Below are 18,233 nucleotides of genomic sequence, written 5' to 3' on the forward strand. Positions count from 1 at the left end.
TTATCGATTGGCTTGAAATCCTAGTAATCACCCTTAGTTACAAGCCAATCAAACATCACAGCATTCGGAGCATTCAAATGGGAAAAATCATTGGTATTGACTTGGGCACGACCAACAGCTGCGTGGCCATCATGGAAGGCAACAACACCCGCGTGATCGAAAACAGCGAAGGTGCACGCACCACGCCTTCGATCATTGCGTACCAGGAAGATGGCGAAATTTTGGTGGGTGCTTCCGCCAAGCGCCAGGCCGTCACCAACCCCAAGAACACCATCTACGCTGCCAAGCGCCTGATCGGTCGCAAGTTCGACGAGAAGGAAGTGCAAAAAGACATCGACCTGATGCCTTTCACTATTGCCAAGGCTGACAACGGCGACGCATGGGTGGAAGTGCGCGGCCAAAAGCTGGCGCCACCCCAAATCTCCGCAGAAGTGCTGCGCAAGATGAAGAAGACCGCTGAGGACTTCTTGGGTGAAGAAGTGACCGAGGCCGTGATCACTGTGCCTGCTTACTTCAACGACGCGCAGCGCCAAGCAACCAAGGACGCAGGCCGTATCGCTGGCCTGGAAGTCAAGCGCATCATCAACGAACCAACTGCCGCTGCACTGGCCTTTGGCTTGGACAAGGTGGGCAAGGGTGACCGCAAGATCGCCGTGTATGACCTGGGCGGCGGTACGTTTGACGTGTCCATCATCGAAATTGCCGATGTGGATGGCGAAAAGCAGTTCGAAGTGCTGTCGACCAACGGCGACACGTTCCTGGGCGGCGAAGACTTTGACCAGCGCATCATCGACTACATCATTGCTGAGTTCAAGAAAGAGCAAGGCGTAGACCTGTCCAAGGACGTGCTGGCCCTGCAACGCCTGAAGGAAGCGGCTGAAAAGGCCAAGATTGAGCTGTCGAACTCTGCACAGACCGACATCAACCTGCCTTACATCACTGCAGACGCCAGCGGCCCCAAGCACCTGAACATCAAGCTGACACGCTCCAAGCTGGAAGCTTTGGTGGAAGACCTGATCGAGCGCACTATTGCGCCTTGCCGCACTGCCATCAAGGATGCTGGCATCTCCGTGTCTGACATTCAGGACGTAATCTTGGTGGGCGGTATGAGCCGCATGCCCAAGGTGCAGGAAAAGGTCAAGGAATTCTTCGGCAAGGAACCCCGCAAGGACGTGAACCCTGACGAAGCCGTGGCCGTGGGTGCTGCCGTGCAAGGCCAAGTGCTGGCGGGCGACCGTTCTGACGTGCTGCTGCTGGACGTGACTCCGCTGTCCCTGGGTATTGAAACCCTGGGTGGCGTCATGACCAAGATGATCACCAAGAACACGACCATCCCCACCAAGTTTGCGCAGACCTTCTCGACCGCAGACGACAACCAGCCTGCGGTGACCATCAAGGTCTACCAGGGCGAGCGCGAAATGGCTTCGGGCAACAAGGCGCTGGGCGAGTTCAACCTGGAAGGCATTCCCGCAGCTCCACGCGGCGTGCCCCAGATTGAGGTGACTTTTGACATCGACGCCAACGGTATCTTGAACGTGTCCGCCAAGGACAAGGGCACCGGCAAGGAAAACAAGATCACCATCAAGGCCAACTCCGGTTTGTCGGAAGAGGAAATCCAGCAGATGGTCAAGGACGCTGAATTGAACGCGGCCGACGACAAGAAGAAGCTGGAACTGGTGCAAGCCAAGAACCAGGGTGAAGCCGCTGTACACAGCGTCAAGAAGAGCCTGGGCGAGCATGGTGACAAGCTGGAAGCCTCTGAGAAGGAAGCCATCGAAGCTGCTGCCAAGGACTTGGAAGAAGCCCTCAAGGGTGAAGACAAGGAGGCCATTGAAGCCAAGACCACGGCGCTGATGACCGCCAGCCAGAAGCTGGGTGAGAAGGTGTACGCCGAAGCCCAGGCTGCTGCAGCCGCAGGCGGCGCGGAAGCGGCCCCCGAAGCTGCGCAGGCACAGTCCAAGCCCGCAGGCTCCAGCGATGACGACATCGTCGACGCGGAAGTCAAGGAAGTGAAGAAGTAATTTGGACGCAGCGGCATACGTGACCGCTTGCCGCCGCGCTGCCGCCTGCCAAGGCGACTTGCGCGGCGTTCCTGTTTTTTACCGTCTGTAAATACCAATGTCCAAACGCGACTTTTACGAAGTCCTCGGCGTCAGCAAGACTGCCTCGGACGAAGAACTGAAAAAGGCCTACCGCAAGCTGGCCATGAAGTACCACCCTGACCGCAATCAGGGCGAGCAAGCCAAGGAAGCCGAAGAGAAGTTCAAAGAGGTCAAAGAGGCCTACGAAATGCTCTCGGACAGCCAAAAGCGCGCTGCTTATGACCAATACGGTCATGCTGGCGTAGACCCCAACAGCGGCATGGGTGGCGGTTTTGGCGGCGGCGGTGGCTTTGCTGAAGCCTTTGGCGATATTTTTGGCGACATGTTCGGCGGTGGCCGCGCAGGGGGTGCACGCGGCGGCCGTCAGGTCTACCGCGGCAACGACCTGAGCTACTCCATGGAAATCACCCTGGAAGAAGCTGCCAAGGGCAAAGATGCGCAAATCCGCATCCCCAGCTGGGACAGCTGCGATACCTGCCACGGCAGCGGCGCCAAACCCGGCACCAGCCCCAAGACCTGTACCACCTGCGGTGGCCAAGGCTCGGTGCAAATGCGCCAAGGCTTCTTCAGCGTGCAGCAGACCTGCCCCCACTGCCGCGGCACGGGCAAGATCATTCCCGAGCCCTGCACCAGCTGCGGCGGCCAAGGCCGCATCAAGCGCCAGAAGACCCTGGAAGTGAAGATTCCTGCAGGCATCGACGATGGCATGCGCATCCGCTCCTCCGGCAACGGTGAGCCCGGTATGAACGGCGGCCCTCCCGGTGATCTGTACATTGAAATTCGCATCAAAGAACACGACATCTTTGAGCGCGAAGGTGATGACCTGCACTGCCAAGTGCCCGTGAGCTTTATCACCGCCGCTTTGGGTGGCGAGATTGAAGTGCCCACGCTGCAAGGCAAGGCCGCGATCGACATTCCCGAAGGCACCCAGGCGGGCAAGCAGTTCCGCTTGCGCGGCAAGGGCATCAAGGGCGTGCGCTCCAGCTACCCCGGCGATTTGTACTGCCACATCGTGGTGGAAACACCCGTGAAGCTGACCGAATACCAGCGCAAGCTGCTGCGCGAGCTGGAAGAATCCTTGAAAAAGGGCGGCGGCAAGCATTCACCCAACGGTGAAAGCTGGACCGACAAGCTCAAACGCTTCTTCAGCTAACTGAACGCACTACCCACAAGCCCTGCACTGCAGGGCTTTTTTTCATTTCCAGGCGCTCTAAGGCACCGCTAGCTCTATGGCTCAGCCTCCGACCGCAACGGGGCTGTCAGCACGCACTGCGCTACAACTTCTAAAGCACATAATGCCTGCTGGTTAAGCGCTTGCTGGCATTTTTCATACTCTCCAGCACCATCAGCTACGGCTTAGTCGGGCTTGCATGCCCAGCAGCCACCGCTTCATAAAAAAGAGCTGGTTCCGCTTTTTTTTGACACTTTCAGCCATAAAGCACCTTGAAGTGCATGCAACACCAGCGCTAGGCGCTCACTTTTTCACTAGCAACACACCAGCCATCGCCAACCACGAAGTCTTTGCTGGTCTTTTCATACCCCAAGACTTCGCGTTGCGCGATGACAAGCAGCCAATCAGGGTGAGAAAATGCTTTCAACTTCTCAAAACGAGAAGACTGAAAAAGTGTTCCCCGCCATGAAAAATTCCGAGCGCAGTTTTGCACGCCGTATCGACCTGACCTCTTTGCAGTTGTTTGTCGCTGTGTGTGAGCTTGGCAGCATTGGTCGCGCTGCCGAACGAGAGTACATCGCCGCTTCCGCCGTGAGCAAGCGCCTGTCTGATCTGGAAGCCGCCGTGGATACGGCCTTGCTGTACCGCCACAGCCGTGGCGTCACCCTCACTCCTGCGGGCGAAAGCCTGCTGCACCACGCGCGCAACGTGCTGTATGGGCTGGAGCGCATGCAAGGCGAGCTCTCGGAATACGCCGATGGCGTGCGCGGCCATGTGCGCGTGCACGCCACCATCTCGGCCATCGTGCAGTTCTTGCCCGAAGACCTGGGCGCTTTCAGCAAAGAGCACCCCCAAATCAAGATCGATTTGCAAGAGCACCTGTCCGCCGACGTGCTGCAGGCTGTGCAAGAAGGTACGGCCGACATCGGCATTTGCAACATGGGCCAAGCCAACACCAATGGCCTGCAAACCCGCCCCTACCGCACCGACAAGCTGGTGCTGGTGGTGCCCCAAGACCACGCACTGGCACAGCGCACATCGATTTCTTTTGAAGAAGTGCTGGAGTGGGACATTGTCGGCCTGCATGGCGGCAGCTCCATCAGCCTGGCCATGCGCGGCGCGGCGGCGCGCTCGGGCCACCCCTTACACCAGCGCATTCAGGTCACAAGCCTGGATGCCATGTGCCGCATGATCGACAACGGCCTAGGCGTGGGCCTGATCCCCGATCGCGCGTTTGAGCTCATGCACGGCGTGGGCCATTTAAAGAGTGTGCCGCTGACCGACGGCTGGGCCCAGCGCACGCTGAGTCTGGTGGCGCGTGACTTTGATGCGCTGCCCGTGACATCGCGTTTGCTGGTGGAACACCTCGGCAAAGGCTGGGTGTCAGTTGCCAAGGCGGCTGCCTAAAATTTCAGAGACAACTTTTTCCCACGAAGACGAGAACACTTATGGGCCGCACCCTTTACGACAAGATTTTTGACGAGCACGTCATCCATACCGAGGAAGACGGCACCTCCATCCTCTACATCGACCGCCATCTGGTGCACGAAGTCACCAGCCCGCAGGCCTTTGAAGGCCTGCGCCTGGCGGGCCGCAAGCTGTGGCGCATCAGCTCCGTGGTGGCCACGGCCGACCACAACACCCCCACCCACGGCTGGGAGCGCGGTTACGACGGCATTGAAGACCCCATCAGCAAAGAACAAATCACCACCCTCAACACCAATATTGCGGAGTTTGGTGCGGCGGCCTTCTTCCCCTTCATGGACAAGGGCCAGGGCATTGTTCACGTGATGGGCCCTGAGCAAGGCGCCACGCTGCCCGGCATGACCGTCGTGTGCGGCGACAGCCACACCTCCACCCACGGCGCGTTTGGCGCACTGGCGCACGGCATCGGCACCTCCGAGGTCGAGCACGTGATGGCCACGCAAACGCTCTTGGCCAAAAAAGCCAAGAACATGCTGGTGCAGGTTAACGGCAAGGTCGCCCCCGGCGTGACTGCCAAGGACATCGTGCTGGCCATCATTGGCAAGATCGGCACGGCCGGCGGCACGGGCTACACGATTGAGTTCGCAGGCCAAGCCATCCGTGATCTGTCCATCGAAGGCCGCATGACGGTGTGCAACATGGCGATTGAAGGCGGCGCCCGCGCCGGCCTCGTGGCGGTGGACGAGAAAACCATCAACTACGTCAAAGGCCGCCCATTGGCACCTACTGGCGCGGAATGGGATGCTGCTGTGGCCTACTGGAAGACGCTGCACTCCGACGCTGACGCCAAGTTCGACGCCGTGGTGGAACTCAACGCCGCCGACATCGTGCCCCAAGTGACCTGGGGCACCAGCCCCGAGATGGTGCTGGGCGTGGATGCCAGCGTGCCGGATCCCGACAAGGAAAAAGACCCCAACAAGCGCGGCGCCATCGAGCGGGCGCTGACCTATATGGCCCTGGAGCCCGGCAAGCCGCTGAGCGACATCTTTGTCGACAAGGTGTTTATTGGTTCGTGCACCAACAGCCGCATTGAAGACATGCGCGAAGCCGCTGCGGTGGTGAAAAAGCTGGGCCAGAAAGTGGCCAAAAACATCAAGCTGGCGATGGTGGTACCTGGCTCGGGCCTGGTGAAAGAGCAGGCCGAGCGCGAAGGTCTGGATCTGATCTTCAAGGCCGCCGGCTTTGAATGGCGCGAACCCGGCTGCTCCATGTGCCTGGCCATGAATGCCGACCGCCTGGAGCCCGGTGAGCGCTGCGCGTCCACCTCCAACCGCAACTTCGAAGGCCGTCAGGGCGCGGGTGGCCGCACCCACCTGGTCAGCCCGGCCATGGCTGCGGCAGCCGCCATCCACGGCCATTTTGTGGACATCCGCAAGTTCGCCTAAACCACCCGTACAACCACAGATTCAACGAGACCGGGAGACACACCATGAAGCCTTCCTTCACGATTCTTTTGATCGGCTTGGCCTTCACACTGGGCGCTTGCAACACCGTGCAAGGGATTGGCCAGGACGTGCAAAAAGCCGGCAACGCGATTGAACGCGCTGCCCGTTGATCTGACGACAGAACACTTCGACAGCCATGCAAAAATTCACCGTACACCAGGGCCTGGTGGCCCCCATGGACCGCGAAAACGTCGACACCGACGCCATCATTCCCAAGCAGTTCCTCAAGTCGATCAAGAAAACCGGCTTTGGCGCCAACGCGTTTGACGAATGGCGCTACCTGGACCAACCTGGCCAGCCCGGCGTGCCCGAAGACCAGCGCAAGCCCAACCCCGACTTTGTGCTGAACCAGCCGCGCTACAAGGGCGCCAGCATCTTGCTCACACGCAAGAACTTTGGCTGCGGCTCCAGCCGCGAGCACGCGCCCTGGGCGCTGGATCAGTATGGTTTCCGCGCCATTTTGGCGCCCAGCTTTGCCGACATCTTCTTCAACAACAGCTTCAAGAACGGCCTGCTGCCCATCGTGCTGCCCGAGGCCACGATCGATCTGCTGTTTAACGAAGTGGCTGCCTTCCCGGGCTATGAGCTGACGATTGACCTGGAGCGCCAGGTCATCGTGCGCCCTCAGGGTGAAGAAATTGCGTTTGACGTGATTCCTTTCCGCAAGTACTGCCTGCTCAACGGTTTTGACGACATCGGCCTGACCATGCGCCACGCCGACAAGATCAAGGCCTTTGAAGCCGAACGCCTGGCGCAAAAGCCCTGGCTGTCGCACAGCCTGGTCCAAGCCTGAGTGCGCAACAGCCCACGCACATCTATAAATAAATGAGCTGCCAGCGCGCGTTATTTATAGATTTCAGATGCTTTTGTATTTGAAACCTATGAATAAAGAGCGCAAGCAGCTATCAAAAAATTGAGGAATATGATGAAAATCGCAGTCTTGCCCGGTGATGGCATTGGCCCCGAAATCGTGGCCGAGGCCGTGAAGGTGCTCAACGCACTGGATCTGGACCTGGAGATGGAAACCGCGCCCGTAGGCGGCGCCGCCTACGAAGCCGCAGGCCACCCCCTGCCACCCGCCACGCTGAAGCTGGCGATGGAATCGGACGCCGTGCTGTTTGGTGCAGTGGGCGACTGGAAGTACGACTCGCTGGACCGCCCACTGCGCCCTGAGCAAGCCATTTTGGGCCTGCGCAAGCACATGGGCCTGTTTGCCAACTTCCGCCCTGCGATTTGCTACAAGGAACTGACGCATGCCTCCAGCCTCAAGCCCGAGCTGGTCGCAGGCCTGGACATCCTCATCATCCGCGAGCTGACCGGTGACATCTACTTCGGCCAGCCGCGTGGCCGCCGCATTGCCGAAGACGGCCACTTCCCCGGCGCAGAAGAAGCGTTTGACACCATGCGCTACTCGCGCCCCGAGATTGAGCGTATTGCCCACGTGGCTTTCCAGGCCGCCCAAAAGCGCAGCAAACGCGTGACCAGCGTGGACAAGGCCAACGTGCTGGAGACCTTCCAGTTCTGGAAGGACATCGTCACCGAGATCGGCAAGCAGTACCCCGATGTGGCCCTGGATCACATGTATGTGGACAACGCCGCCATGCAACTGGTCAAGGAACCTAAGCGCTTTGACGTGGTGGTGACGGGCAATATGTTCGGCGACATCCTGTCGGACGAAGCCTCCATGCTGACCGGCTCCATCGGCATGCTGCCTTCAGCCTCCTTGAACGCGCAAGGCCAAGGCCTGTACGAGCCCAGCCACGGCTCAGCCCCTGACATCGCCGGCAAGGGCATTGCCAACCCGCTGGCCACCATCTTGTCGGCGGCGATGATGCTGCGTTTCTCGCTGCAGCAAGAAGCTGCCGCACAAAAGATCGAAGCGGCCGTGCAAAAGGTGCTGGCCGACGGCCTGCGCACCGCCGACATCTACAGCGAAGGCACCACCAAGGTATCGACCCGCGAAATGGGCGATGCCGTCGTGACCGCACTGGCGGCGGTCTAAAACCCAAGCCGCGTGCGCCTTGCGCCACGCGGCTTTTTTCTGGCGGCTAATGTCTGCACAGAAAATTTAAGGTGTTGTGGTGTGCATTTGCCGCCACAATCACTGCCAAACCCCTTGCGGCGGGCAGAGATTAGATTTTCTAAAGCCGCATTAGTTAAGCTACAATTTACGTCTATGTTTGCCGCCCATATTCTTACAGCTACTCAAAACACTGCCTTGCTGGCAGGCGTGGCTGTGCGCGCGACAACCACGACAACGACGATTAAAGGCTGACCCAGCCCGGTTCGTCGTGCGCCCTTTTCCGGCCAGACGAGCCGGGTGCAGGAAGCCAGATTGAGCACTTTCACATCTGTTTTCGCAACTTCTTCTTAAGGGCGTTTCAAAATGAGCAAGCAATTGGTAGGTTTGGTGGGCTGGCGCGGCATGGTCGGCTCCGTATTGATGGACCGTATGCAGGCCGAGGGCGACTTTGACCTGATCGAACCCGTGTTCTTCTCCACCTCCAACGCTGGCGGCAAAGCCCCGGCAATGGCCACGGTGCACACCCAACTGAAGGACGCCAACGACATCGCCGAGCTGTCCAAGTGCGACATCATCATCACCTGCCAGGGCGGCGACTACACCAAGGAAGTCTTCCCCAAGATCCGCGCTGCTGGCTGGAATGGCCACTGGATTGACGCCGCCTCCTCGCTGCGCATGGAAGACGACGCCGTCATCGTGCTGGACCCCGTCAACGACGAGCTGATCAAGTCCAAGCTGGCTGCCGGCTGCAAGAACTGGATTGGCGGCAACTGCACCAACTCCATCCTGCTGATGGGCCTGGGTGGCTTGTTCAAGGCTGGTCTGGTGGAGTGGGTATCTTCCATGACCTACCAGGCGGCTTCGGGCGGCGGTGCCAACCACATGCGTGAGCTGCTCAAGGGCATGGGCGTGGTGCACGCCGCTGTGGCTGATGAGCTGGCCACTCCCGCTTCTGCCATTTTGGACATCGACCGCAAGGTAGCCACCACCATCCGCGAAGACGTGCCCACCGAGTTCTTTGGCGCACCGCTGGCGGGCGGCCTGATCCCCTGGATCGACGTGCAACTGCCCAACGGTCAGTCCAAGGAAGAATGGAAGGGCCAGGCCGAAGTGAACAAGATTTTGGGCACAGCAGCCACTATTCCTGTGGACGGCCTGTGCGTGCGCATTGGCGCCATGCGCTGCCACTCGCTGGCGCTGACTTTGAAGCTGAAGAAGGACTTGCCTTTGGCCGAGATCGAAGCACTGATCAAGGGTGGCAACCCCTGGGTCAAGTTCGTGGCCAACGACCGTGCAGAAACCGTCAAGGAATTGACACCTGCCGCCACCACCGGCGGCCTGGAAGTGGCCGTGGGCCGCGTGCGCAAGCTGAACATGGGCCCCGAATACGTCTCGGCCTTCGTGATCGGTGACCAGTTGCTGTGGGGCGCTGCCGAACCGCTGCGCCGCATGCTGCGCATCCTGCTGTCCAAGTAAGCCCAGTTCGGCCGCCCATAAAAAGGAAGCTACGGCTTCCTTTTTTCTTTGCGCGAGGCTTGGTGCTTTGTCGCCCACAGACAACATCCCATTCACCCCACACAGCATCGCCCGCACACCAGGGGGGTTCACCGCCACAACGACCTCCAGACCTGCAGTAAGAGCGCACACTTGCGCCTTACCGCGCGGTTGTGCTTGTCATAATCAAGGCTTTGACAACATCCATGCCCTAAAAAGCCTTGTTTTTCGGGCTTTGGCTTGGCTTGTCACCCTTTGGCATTGCTGCTAATGTCTTTGCCAATGTCGCACCAGTGGGAGAGGCTGCGTGCAGCGCCCCAATAAGAACACCCGCCGTAATCACTTCGGCCCAACATTTTGAACGTGACCACAAACATGCATCGTTGGAAACTTTCAGCCTTGGCTGCAGCCACATTTGTTTCTGCTGCACTAAACACCACCGATGCGTGGGCGTTGTCGCTGGGATCGCTGAATGTGCGCTCCGCACTGGGCGAGAACCTGCAGGCTGAAATTGCCATCCCCCAAGCCACCGCCGCAGAAATCAATAGCTTGGTCGCCCAAATCGCCTCGGCCGAAACCTTTCGGGCCCAGGGCATGGACTACAGCAATGCCGCACGCTCCATCCAAGTGCAACTGCAACGCAACGCAGATGGCACAGCCAGCCTGCGCCTGAGCAGCACTACGCCCATCCAAGAGCCTTTTGTCGATTTGGTGCTGGAGACGCAGTGGAGTACCGGCCGTCTGGTGCGCAGCTACACCCTGCTGTTAGACCCCCCTGCCGCACAACGCAATGCCCCGGCACCGGTGGCGCCGCCACAAATCACGGCTCCAGCCAACCCATCGGTTGCGGCTCGCGACTACAACTCCAGTGCAGCGCCACGCCAGCGCGCCACCGCACCGACAAACACCGCAGCCCCTGCAAGCCCGTCTGCGCCCGCAGCTTCCAGCGAAGCAAGCACACGCGTTCGCGCGGGCGATACTGCAGGCCGCATTGCCAATACCCACCGTCCGGCGGGCGTTTCCCTCGACCAAATGCTCGTGGCCATGCTGCGCAGCAACCCTGATGCCTTTATCAACGGCAACGTCAACCGCCTTCGTGCCGGTGCCGTCGTGCAGGTGCCCAGCCGCGATCAAGCACTGGAAACCTCCAAAACCGAGGCCCGCCAAATCGTTGCAGCGCAAAGCCGTGATTTCAATGCCTATCGCCGCAGCTTGGCATCGAAAGCGCCGCAGGCCACCGTACAGGCTGCCGACCGCAGCTCTGGCGGGCAAGTGCAAGCGCGCGTCGAAGAAACACGCCCCAGCGCCGAAACACCTGACAAGCTGACCCTTTCCAAGGGTTCTGTACAGAATGCAGCCGCCGAAGCCAAGGTGGCCGAGCAAAAGCAAGCCAGCGACCAAGACAACCGCCTGAATGAGTTGCAGCGCAACTTGGCAGAGCTCAATGACTTGGCCCAAAACTCCGCAAATACAGCGCCCGCCACTGCCGCTGCAAGCACCCAGCCTGATGTCCCAGCGGCAGCCACCCCAGAGGCGACGAATGCCGCCGCTGCAGCGGCTCCTTCTCTGGAAGTGGCCAACGCCACTGCTGCTGCCGCCAGTGAAGCCAATGCCCCAGCCGCGATAGAAGCAGGTGCAGCGCCTTCTGCAGAGACAGCGCAAGAAGCATCGCCCCCTACACCGCAAGCCGACGCCACACCCGCCAAGAAGCCGGCACCTGTAGCACCCGCGCCTACGCCAGCGGCAGAAGCTTCGGTCATGGATGAATTGCTGGACAACCCCCTAGTGCCAGCCGGTGCAGGCTTGGTCGCCGTACTTTTGGGCTTGCTAGGCTATACCGCATGGAAGCGCCGCCGCACAGCGCAAACTGCACAAGACCCCAGCCTGGGAGACAGCCAGCTGCAGCCAGACTCTTTCTTTGGCAGCAGCGGGGGTCAGCAGGTTGACACCAGCAGCGCAGATGCGGGAGCCTCCACCATGGCCTACTCCCCTAGCCAGTTGGATGGTGGTGGGGATGTAGACCCTGTCGCCGAAGCCGATGTCTATCTGGCGTATGGCCGTGATGTGCAGGCCGAGGAAATCCTGAAGGAGGCACTGCGCAGCCAACCCGGTCGCTTGTCGATCCACGTGAAATTGGCAGAAATCTATGTCAAACGCCATGACATCAAGGCGCTGGAAGGCATTGCACGTGCCATGCAAGACGTCAGCAGCAGCCAAGATCCAGAATGGCAACGGGTGGTGGAAATGGGCCGCCATATGGACCCTACCAACCCGTTCTTCGCAGCAGCCAACACTGCGGCAGGCACTGCCAGCAGCAAGCCTACTTCGCCATTTGCCGCCGCTTTGAACTCCGTCAAACCCGAGCACACGGGCAACGCCGCAGTTGCCGCAGTCGCTACCGCTGCCACCGTGGCGGCCGCCCAGCCGATGCCCGATATAGACCTGAATCTGGATTTACCGGACGATGGCCTCAGCCATACTGCCGCGCCCGCCCCCATCACCACCCCAGCACCCACGGCATCTGCTGCCCCTACAGCGCCGCTGCCATCGGATGACGACTACGCATCCTTGGAGCGGCCAAGTGCGTTAGACAGCCAGCTCGATGTGTCTGCAGCCCCTGAGCCGCAAGACCCGCCCACGCTGATACAAGACACGCTGATGGCCCAAGACGACAGCGCCCATGATTTGAGTGGCTTGGATCTGGACCTCTCTGGTTTCGATGTGCCGCCCATGGCTCAGCCCAGCTCGGCACCTGCAGCGCCCTCCTCTGTGGCAGAGCCTGCACCAGCCATCGATGCAGGCCTTGACTTTGACTTGAGCACGTCCGTTACCCCAGAAGAGCTGCCATCACCCGCTAGCCCGGTCGTAGAACCTGCGGCAGCACCAGACACTACCGAAGCCAGCGACCTGGACTTTGACCTAGGTTCCCTCGATCTGGACTTGGGTGATGCCGCAGCGCCAGCAGCACCAGCACAGCCCGTGCACAATCTGGCCGATGACCCCCTGTCCACCAAGCTTGACTTGGCACAGGAATTCAACGCTATCGGCGACAGCGAAGGTGCCCGGGCCTTGATCGAAGAAGTGCTGGCAGAAGCCAGCGGATCACTCAAGGAACGTGCACAAAAAATGCTGTCTGAATTGGATTGATGATTTGCATTTTTTCTGAAGCGGCTGCGCCGCTTCCCCAGGAGCCGCCATGCGCATAGCCCTCGGGGTAAGTTACAACGGCCAGACCTACAACGGCTGGCAAAGCCAAACGAACGGCAACACCGTTCAAGACAAACTCGAAGCGGCCTTAGGCCGCTTTGCTACGCATAGCATCTCCACTTTGTGCGCGGGCCGCACGGACTCTGGGGTACACGGGCTCATGCAGGTCGTGCACTTTGATACGGAACTGCAACGCCCTGAAAGCTCATGGGTACGCGGCACCAACACTTTTTTACCGCCAGACATTGCCGTGCAATGGGCGCGTGCTGTACCCGATGCGTTTCACAGCCGCGCCTGCGCCACCTCGCGCCGCTACGCCTATGTGCTGCTGCAGTCGCCCGTGCGCCCCAGCGTGGAAACGGGCCGCGTGGGCTGGGTGTTCAATGCGCTTGATGGCGATGCCATGCGCCAAGCTGCGGCGTATCTGATTGGCGAGCACGATTTTTCGTCGTTCCGCGCGTCGGCCTGCCAAGCCCTGTCCCCCGTCAAAACCTTGCACCGGCTGGACATCACGCGCCGCAGCGTGGCCGACTCGCTGCACCGGGAGATGGAGTGCTGCTACTGGCGCTTTGAGTTTGAAGGCAGTGCTTTCTTGCACCACATGGTGCGCAACATCATGGGCTGCTTGGTGGCCATTGGGGATGGCTCTTACGCACCAGAGTGGATGGCGCAGGTCTTGGCAGCGCGCTCTCGCGATGCCGCAGCCCCCACTTTCTCGCCCCACGGCCTGTATTTCATGGGCCCTGTTTACGGTAGCGAATGGAATTTGCCGGATCGCGTTCCCGGTTTCGACTGGCTCCCTTAAGCATCAAATTGGCATTAAACCCTTATGGAACAAGCGCTGACAGCTCCTATTTCTCGCACTCGCATCAAAGTCTGCGGACTGACCCGTGAATGCGATGTCGATGCCGCCGTGGCTGCGGGCGTCGATGCCTTGGGCTTTGTGCTCTACGCGCCCAGCCCGCGCGCCGTCAGCTTGGAGCGCGCCACCCAATTGGCGCAGCGGCTACCACCGTTTGTCACGCCCGTGCTGCTGTTCGTCAATGCCAGCGCCGCTGAAGTCAGCGCTGCGGTACGCGCCATTCCGCACGCATTGCTGCAGTTTCATGGAGACGAAACCCCTGAAAGCTGCGCGCTGGCCACCGAAAATGGGCGCTACCGTTTCCTGCGCGCTGCACGCATTCCCCTAGGTAACGACGCCAAGGGCTTTGACCTCGTAAAATACGCCGATCATTACTCTCAGGCCCAGGCCATTTTGTTAGACGCCCATGTGGACGGCTACGGTGGTGCAGGCAAAGCATTCAATTGGTCACTCCTTCCAACAAGCGTCAACGCTCACCTCGTTTTGTCTGGTGGACTTACGCCTGCAAACGTGACCGATGGCATCCGCCAGGTGCGACCCCGCTGCCTGTCTTTGGCAGTTGATGTCAGCTCCGGCGTCGAAGCCACCAGCCCCGAAGGCCAAACGCTCAAGGGCATCAAGGATGCTGAAAAGATTCAACGCTTCGTTGCAGCCGTGCGTGCTGCCGATGCACCACTGGCCCCCTAATCCTGATGTTTGAATATTCCTACCCCGATGCAAACGGCCACTTTGGCCCCTATGGCGGCAGCTTTGCCAGCGAAACCCTGACCCACGCTCTGGCGGAGTTGCGCGATGCCTATGCCAAATACCAGCACGACCCGGAGTTCGTTGCCGAATTCCGCTCTGAACTGGCGCACTTCGTCGGCCGTCCTTCGCCGGTGTACCACGCCGCCCGCATGTCCAAAGAGATGGGCGGCGCGCAAATCTATCTGAAGCGCGAAGACCTGAACCACACCGGCGCGCACAAGATCAACAACGTGATCGGCCAAGCCATGTTGGCCAAGCGCATGGGCAAACCACGCATCATTGCAGAGACCGGTGCGGGCCAGCACGGCGTGGCCACGGCAACGATTTGCGCGCGCTATGGCCTGGAGTGCGTGGTCTACATGGGTGCTGAAGACGTCAAGCGCCAAAGCCCCAACGTCTACCGCATGAAGCTGCTGGGCGCTACCGTGGTGCCCGTGGAGTCAGGCTCCAAGACCCTCAAGGATGCGCTGAACGAAGCCATGCGCGACTGGGTGGCCAACGTGGACAACACCTTCTACATCATCGGCACTGTGGCTGGCCCGGCCCCCTACCCAGCCATGGTGCGCGATTTCCAGAGCGTGATTGGCGAAGAGTGCCTGACGCAGATGCCCGAGATCTTCAAGGAACTGAAGATGGCGGGCGAGCAACCCGATGTCGTCGTCGCCTGCGTGGGTGGCGGCTCCAACGCCATGGGCATCTTCTACCCCTATATCCCGTTTGAGAACACCCAGCTGATCGGCGTGGAAGCTGCGGGCGAAGGCCTGGACACCGGCAAGCACTCGGCATCGCTGCAAAAGGGCAGCGCGGGCGTGCTGCACGGCAACCGCACCTTCATCATGCAGGACGACAACGGTCAAATCATGGAGACCCATTCCATCAGCGCTGGCTTGGACTACCCCGGCGTGGGGCCTGAGCACGCCTGGCTGCAGGAGATCGGCCGCGCGCAGTACGTGGGCATCACCGACAAGGAAGCGCTGGAAGCCTTCCACTACCTGTGCCGCGTCGAGGGCATCATTCCTGCGCTGGAGTCCAGCCATGCCGTGGCCTATGCCATGAAGCTGGCCAAGACCATGAAGCCCGAACAATCCATCCTGGTCAACCTGTCGGGCCGGGGGGACAAGGACATCGGCACCGTGGCCGATCTGTCGGGTGTAGATTTTTACGACCGCCCATCGATGCGCGGTCTGACCGTCAAGGGAGGGCCCGCTGCATGAGCCCACAACCATCCAGAATTGCTGCCACTTTCGAAAAACTGAACCAGGAAGGCCGCAAGGCCCTCATCCCCTTCGTGACGGCTGGCTACCCGTTTGCCGCCATCACGCCCTCGCTGATGCACGGCATGGTGGAAGCTGGTTCGGACATCATCGAGCTGGGGGTGCCGTTCTCGGACCCGATGGCCGATGGCCCCGTCATCCAAAAAGCCGGTGACCGCGCGATTGCCAATGGCGTGGGCCTCAAGCAGGTGCTGGCCTACGTGCGCGAGTTCCGCCAGAAGAACCACACCACCCCCGTGGTGCTGATGGGCTATGCCAACCCGGTGGAGCGCTACGACCAGGTACACGGCACGGACGCCTTCGTTAACGATGCAGCCGAAGCCGGTGTCGATGGTATCTTGGTGGTGGACTACCCCCCCGAGGAGTCTGAAGCGTTTGCCGCCAAGCTGCGCGCCAAGGGCATGGACCAGATCTTCCTGCTGGCCCCCACCAGCACCGATGAACGCATCCAACAAGTGGCGCGCATCGCCAGCGGCTATGTCTACTACGTCTCGCTCAAGGGGGTGACCGGCTCCAACGCACTGGATGTGGATGCTGTGGCAGCGATGATGCCCCGCATCAAGCAGCACATCCACGTGCCCGTGGGGGTGGGCTTTGGCATTCGTGATGGCCAAACCGCCCATGCGGTCGCCCAAATTGCGGATGCAGCCATCATTGGCAGCAAGATCATCCAATTGCTGGAAGATCAACCCCACGAAAAAATTGTCCCACTGGCCATTGATTTCTTGCGCGGTGTGCGCAAAACGATGGATGCATAATGCGCCCCCTGGCCCACATCCGTTGTATGTGTGCCAAGTGAGATTGCCCTAAAGAGGAAACCGTATGTCCTGGCTTGAAAAACTCCTGCCTGCCAAAATTCAGCAAACCGAACCCAAGGATCGCCAACAGCAGATTCCTGAAGGCCTGTGGGTCAAGTGCCCCAGCTGCGAAACGGTGCTGTACAAGACGGATCTGGAGAGCAACCAGAACGTATGCCCCACCTGTGGTCACCACCACCGCATTGGCGCGCGCGCCCGTCTGAACCATTTCCTGGACGGCGAAGGCCGCTATGAAATTGGTCAGGAAGTCATTCCTGTGGACCCCCTGAAGTTCCAAGACAGCCGCAAATACCCCCAGCGCTTGAAAGAAGCACTGGAAAACACCGGAGAGACCGATGCCCTGGTGGTCATGGGCGGCACGGTCAAGGGCATCGAGATGGTCGTCGCCTGCTTTGAATTTGACTTCATGGGCGGCTCCATGGGCTCGGTGGTCGGCGAGCGCTTTGTGCGCGGCGTGGAAACCGCGATCGAGCAAAAAGTACCCTTCCTCTGCTTTACCGCCACGGGTGGTGCGCGCATGCAAGAAGGCTTGCTGTCGCTGATGCAAATGGCCAAGACCAATGCAGCGCTGACCCGTCTGGCCAAAAAAGGCCTGCCTTACATCTCGGTACTGACCGACCCCACCATGGGTGGCGTTTCCGCGGGCTTTGCCTTCGTGGGCGACATCGTGATGGCCGAGCCCAAGGCGCTGATCGGCTTTGCCGGCCCCCGCGTGATCGAAACCACGGTGCGCGTGAAGCTGCCCGAGGGCTTCCAGCGCTCGGAATTCCTGAAGGACAAAGGCGCCGTGGACATGATTGTCGACCGCCGCGCGCTGCGCGACACCGTGGCCAGCACCCTGGCCATGCTGCAGCGTCTGCCTGCTGACGCAGTGGTACAAGACTAAGTACCGCGCACTGTTTGCGGTGCGTCACCCCACAAAAAAGGCTCCTAGGTAGGAGCCTTTTTTACGTCCTGCGCTTGCCACGGCTGCACAGCCAGCTAGCGATGACTGAATACGCAAAACCGAGCCTTAGTACGCTACCGCCGTCATGCCGGAGAGCAGGCTGAACTGGATGTGCGAGAGCATCATCTGCATCACCTGCAAAGCGATGATGGCCACCAGCGCTGACAGATCGACACCGCCCACCAGAGGAATCAGTTTGCGCAGCGGACGCAGCACAGGCTCACTCAGCCGGTGCAAGATGCCGGCAATCGGCGAATGCGGCTGCACCCACGACAAGATGGCATACACAATCAAGATACCGATCAGCCCCGTCAGCACCATGCGCACCAGGCCAAAGATGGCCAGCACCAACACCATCAACGGATTGCCGGCCGCCCCCAGCAGCAGCCACAGCAGCAGGTACTGCACCAGCATCACCAGCATCGCGGCCAGCAAGCTGGACAGGTCGTACTGCGTGCGGCTGGGCACCAGCTTGCGCAGCGGCATCACCAGCCAGTCGGACAGCGCAAACACCAGCTTGCCCACGGGGTTGTTGAAGGGAATGCGCTGTGCCTGCATGTACAGGCGCAGCAGGCAAGCGCCTGCCACCAAGCCGCAAACCACCTCCAGCAGAAATTGAAGAATTTGAACCATCATGGAGATCGAAAAGGTTGAATCAC

At 60.1% G+C, this 18,233-nt stretch carries 15 protein-coding genes; 14 read left to right on the forward strand and 1 reads right to left on the reverse strand.

Annotated features, from left to right (window positions below):
• Positions 1-77: 77 nt before the first annotated feature.
• The 14 genes from dnaK to accD all read left to right on the forward strand — a co-directional run bounded on the left by dnaK (position 78) and on the right by accD (position 17,514).
• Positions 78-2,021 (forward strand): molecular chaperone DnaK, encoded by a 1,944-nt coding sequence (dnaK, locus tag B3R00_RS12930; protein ID WP_284213325.1) that lies wholly within the window; start codon positions 78-80, stop codon positions 2,019-2,021.
• Positions 2,022-2,118: 97 nt separating this feature from the next.
• Entirely contained in the window at positions 2,119-3,255 is a 1,137-nt protein-coding gene (gene dnaJ / locus B3R00_RS12935; RefSeq protein ID WP_284213326.1) for a molecular chaperone DnaJ, read from the forward strand.
• A 483-nt stretch (positions 3,256-3,738) separates the two neighbouring features.
• The gene (locus tag B3R00_RS12940; protein WP_286999396.1) at positions 3,739-4,680 is read left to right on the forward strand and encodes a LysR family transcriptional regulator; all 942 of its coding nucleotides are present in this window, start codon (positions 3,739-3,741) and stop codon (positions 4,678-4,680) included.
• A gap of 41 nt (positions 4,681-4,721) precedes the next feature.
• Entirely contained in the window at positions 4,722-6,143 is a 1,422-nt protein-coding gene (leuC, locus tag B3R00_RS12945) for a 3-isopropylmalate dehydratase large subunit (RefSeq protein WP_286999357.1), read from the forward strand.
• 44 nt (positions 6,144-6,187) lie between these two features.
• The gene (locus B3R00_RS12950) at positions 6,188-6,313 is read left to right on the forward strand and encodes an entericidin A/B family lipoprotein (RefSeq protein ID WP_219163966.1); all 126 of its coding nucleotides are present in this window, start codon (positions 6,188-6,190) and stop codon (positions 6,311-6,313) included.
• A gap of 26 nt (positions 6,314-6,339) precedes the next feature.
• On the forward strand, positions 6,340-6,996 hold the full coding sequence (gene leuD, locus B3R00_RS12955) for a 3-isopropylmalate dehydratase small subunit (protein WP_286999358.1): 657 nt from the start codon (positions 6,340-6,342) through the stop codon (positions 6,994-6,996).
• A 132-nt stretch (positions 6,997-7,128) separates the two neighbouring features.
• A complete protein-coding gene (leuB, locus tag B3R00_RS12960; protein ID WP_286999359.1) occupies positions 7,129-8,205 on the forward strand; it encodes a 3-isopropylmalate dehydrogenase in 1,077 nt (358 codons plus the stop codon).
• Between the two features lie 384 nt (positions 8,206-8,589).
• Positions 8,590-9,702 carry an aspartate-semialdehyde dehydrogenase gene (asd, locus tag B3R00_RS12965; RefSeq protein WP_286999360.1) on the forward strand — a complete coding sequence of 371 codons (1,113 nt, stop codon included), beginning with the start codon at positions 8,590-8,592 and terminating at the stop codon, positions 9,700-9,702.
• 393 nt (positions 9,703-10,095) lie between these two features.
• On the forward strand, positions 10,096-12,867 hold the full coding sequence (locus B3R00_RS12970) for a FimV/HubP family polar landmark protein (RefSeq protein ID WP_286999361.1): 2,772 nt from the start codon (positions 10,096-10,098) through the stop codon (positions 12,865-12,867).
• A 49-nt stretch (positions 12,868-12,916) separates the two neighbouring features.
• On the forward strand, positions 12,917-13,732 hold the full coding sequence (truA, locus tag B3R00_RS12975; protein ID WP_286999362.1) for a tRNA pseudouridine(38-40) synthase TruA: 816 nt from the start codon (positions 12,917-12,919) through the stop codon (positions 13,730-13,732).
• Positions 13,733-13,756: 24 nt separating this feature from the next.
• A complete protein-coding gene (locus B3R00_RS12980) occupies positions 13,757-14,476 on the forward strand; it encodes a phosphoribosylanthranilate isomerase (protein WP_286999363.1) in 720 nt (239 codons plus the stop codon).
• A gap of 5 nt (positions 14,477-14,481) precedes the next feature.
• Positions 14,482-15,750 (forward strand): tryptophan synthase subunit beta, encoded by a 1,269-nt coding sequence (trpB, locus tag B3R00_RS12985; protein WP_286999364.1) that lies wholly within the window; start codon positions 14,482-14,484, stop codon positions 15,748-15,750.
• On the forward strand, positions 15,747-16,568 hold the full coding sequence (trpA, locus tag B3R00_RS12990; RefSeq protein ID WP_174863044.1) for a tryptophan synthase subunit alpha: 822 nt from the start codon (positions 15,747-15,749) through the stop codon (positions 16,566-16,568). Before trpB ends, trpA begins: the two co-directional genes overlap by 4 nt.
• Positions 16,569-16,632: 64 nt before the next feature.
• The gene (accD, locus tag B3R00_RS12995; RefSeq protein WP_219163960.1) at positions 16,633-17,514 is read left to right on the forward strand and encodes an acetyl-CoA carboxylase, carboxyltransferase subunit beta; all 882 of its coding nucleotides are present in this window, start codon (positions 16,633-16,635) and stop codon (positions 17,512-17,514) included.
• A gap of 126 nt (positions 17,515-17,640) precedes the next feature.
• Here accD and B3R00_RS13000 read toward each other — a convergent pair whose 3' ends face one another.
• Entirely contained in the window at positions 17,641-18,210 is a 570-nt protein-coding gene (locus tag B3R00_RS13000) for a YggT family protein (protein WP_286999365.1), read from the reverse strand.
• Positions 18,211-18,233 lie beyond the last annotated feature (23 nt).

This window comes from Comamonas sp. UBA7840 (genome assembly GCF_002501455.1).
GTDB classification, from domain to species: domain Bacteria; phylum Pseudomonadota; class Gammaproteobacteria; order Burkholderiales; family Burkholderiaceae_C; genus Comamonas; species Comamonas jiangduensis.

Excerpts from the sequence above, each read along its gene's own strand:
- asd (WP_286999360.1), top strand. The coding sequence starts at position 8,590 with ATGAGCAAGCAATTGGTAGGTTTGGTGGGCTGGCGCGGCATGGTCGGC.
- B3R00_RS12980 (WP_286999363.1), top strand. The coding sequence starts at position 13,757 with ATGGAACAAGCGCTGACAGCTCCTATTTCTCGCACTCGCATCAAAGTC.
- trpB (WP_286999364.1), top strand. The coding sequence starts at position 14,482 with ATGTTTGAATATTCCTACCCCGATGCAAACGGCCACTTTGGCCCCTAT.
- leuD (WP_286999358.1), top strand. The coding sequence starts at position 6,340 with ATGCAAAAATTCACCGTACACCAGGGCCTGGTGGCCCCCATGGACCGC.
- B3R00_RS12940 (WP_286999396.1), top strand. The coding sequence starts at position 3,739 with ATGAAAAATTCCGAGCGCAGTTTTGCACGCCGTATCGACCTGACCTCT.
- accD (WP_219163960.1), top strand. The coding sequence starts at position 16,633 with ATGTCCTGGCTTGAAAAACTCCTGCCTGCCAAAATTCAGCAAACCGAA.
- dnaJ (WP_284213326.1), top strand. The coding sequence starts at position 2,119 with ATGTCCAAACGCGACTTTTACGAAGTCCTCGGCGTCAGCAAGACTGCC.
- trpA (WP_174863044.1), top strand. The coding sequence starts at position 15,747 with ATGAGCCCACAACCATCCAGAATTGCTGCCACTTTCGAAAAACTGAAC.
- truA (WP_286999362.1), top strand. The coding sequence starts at position 12,917 with ATGCGCATAGCCCTCGGGGTAAGTTACAACGGCCAGACCTACAACGGC.
- dnaK (WP_284213325.1), top strand. The coding sequence starts at position 78 with ATGGGAAAAATCATTGGTATTGACTTGGGCACGACCAACAGCTGCGTG.
- B3R00_RS12950 (WP_219163966.1), top strand. The coding sequence starts at position 6,188 with ATGAAGCCTTCCTTCACGATTCTTTTGATCGGCTTGGCCTTCACACTG.
- B3R00_RS13000 (WP_286999365.1), bottom strand. The coding sequence starts at position 18,210 with ATGATGGTTCAAATTCTTCAATTTCTGCTGGAGGTGGTTTGCGGCTTG.
- leuC (WP_286999357.1), top strand. The coding sequence starts at position 4,722 with ATGGGCCGCACCCTTTACGACAAGATTTTTGACGAGCACGTCATCCAT.
- leuB (WP_286999359.1), top strand. The coding sequence starts at position 7,129 with ATGAAAATCGCAGTCTTGCCCGGTGATGGCATTGGCCCCGAAATCGTG.
- B3R00_RS12970 (WP_286999361.1), top strand. The coding sequence starts at position 10,096 with ATGCATCGTTGGAAACTTTCAGCCTTGGCTGCAGCCACATTTGTTTCT.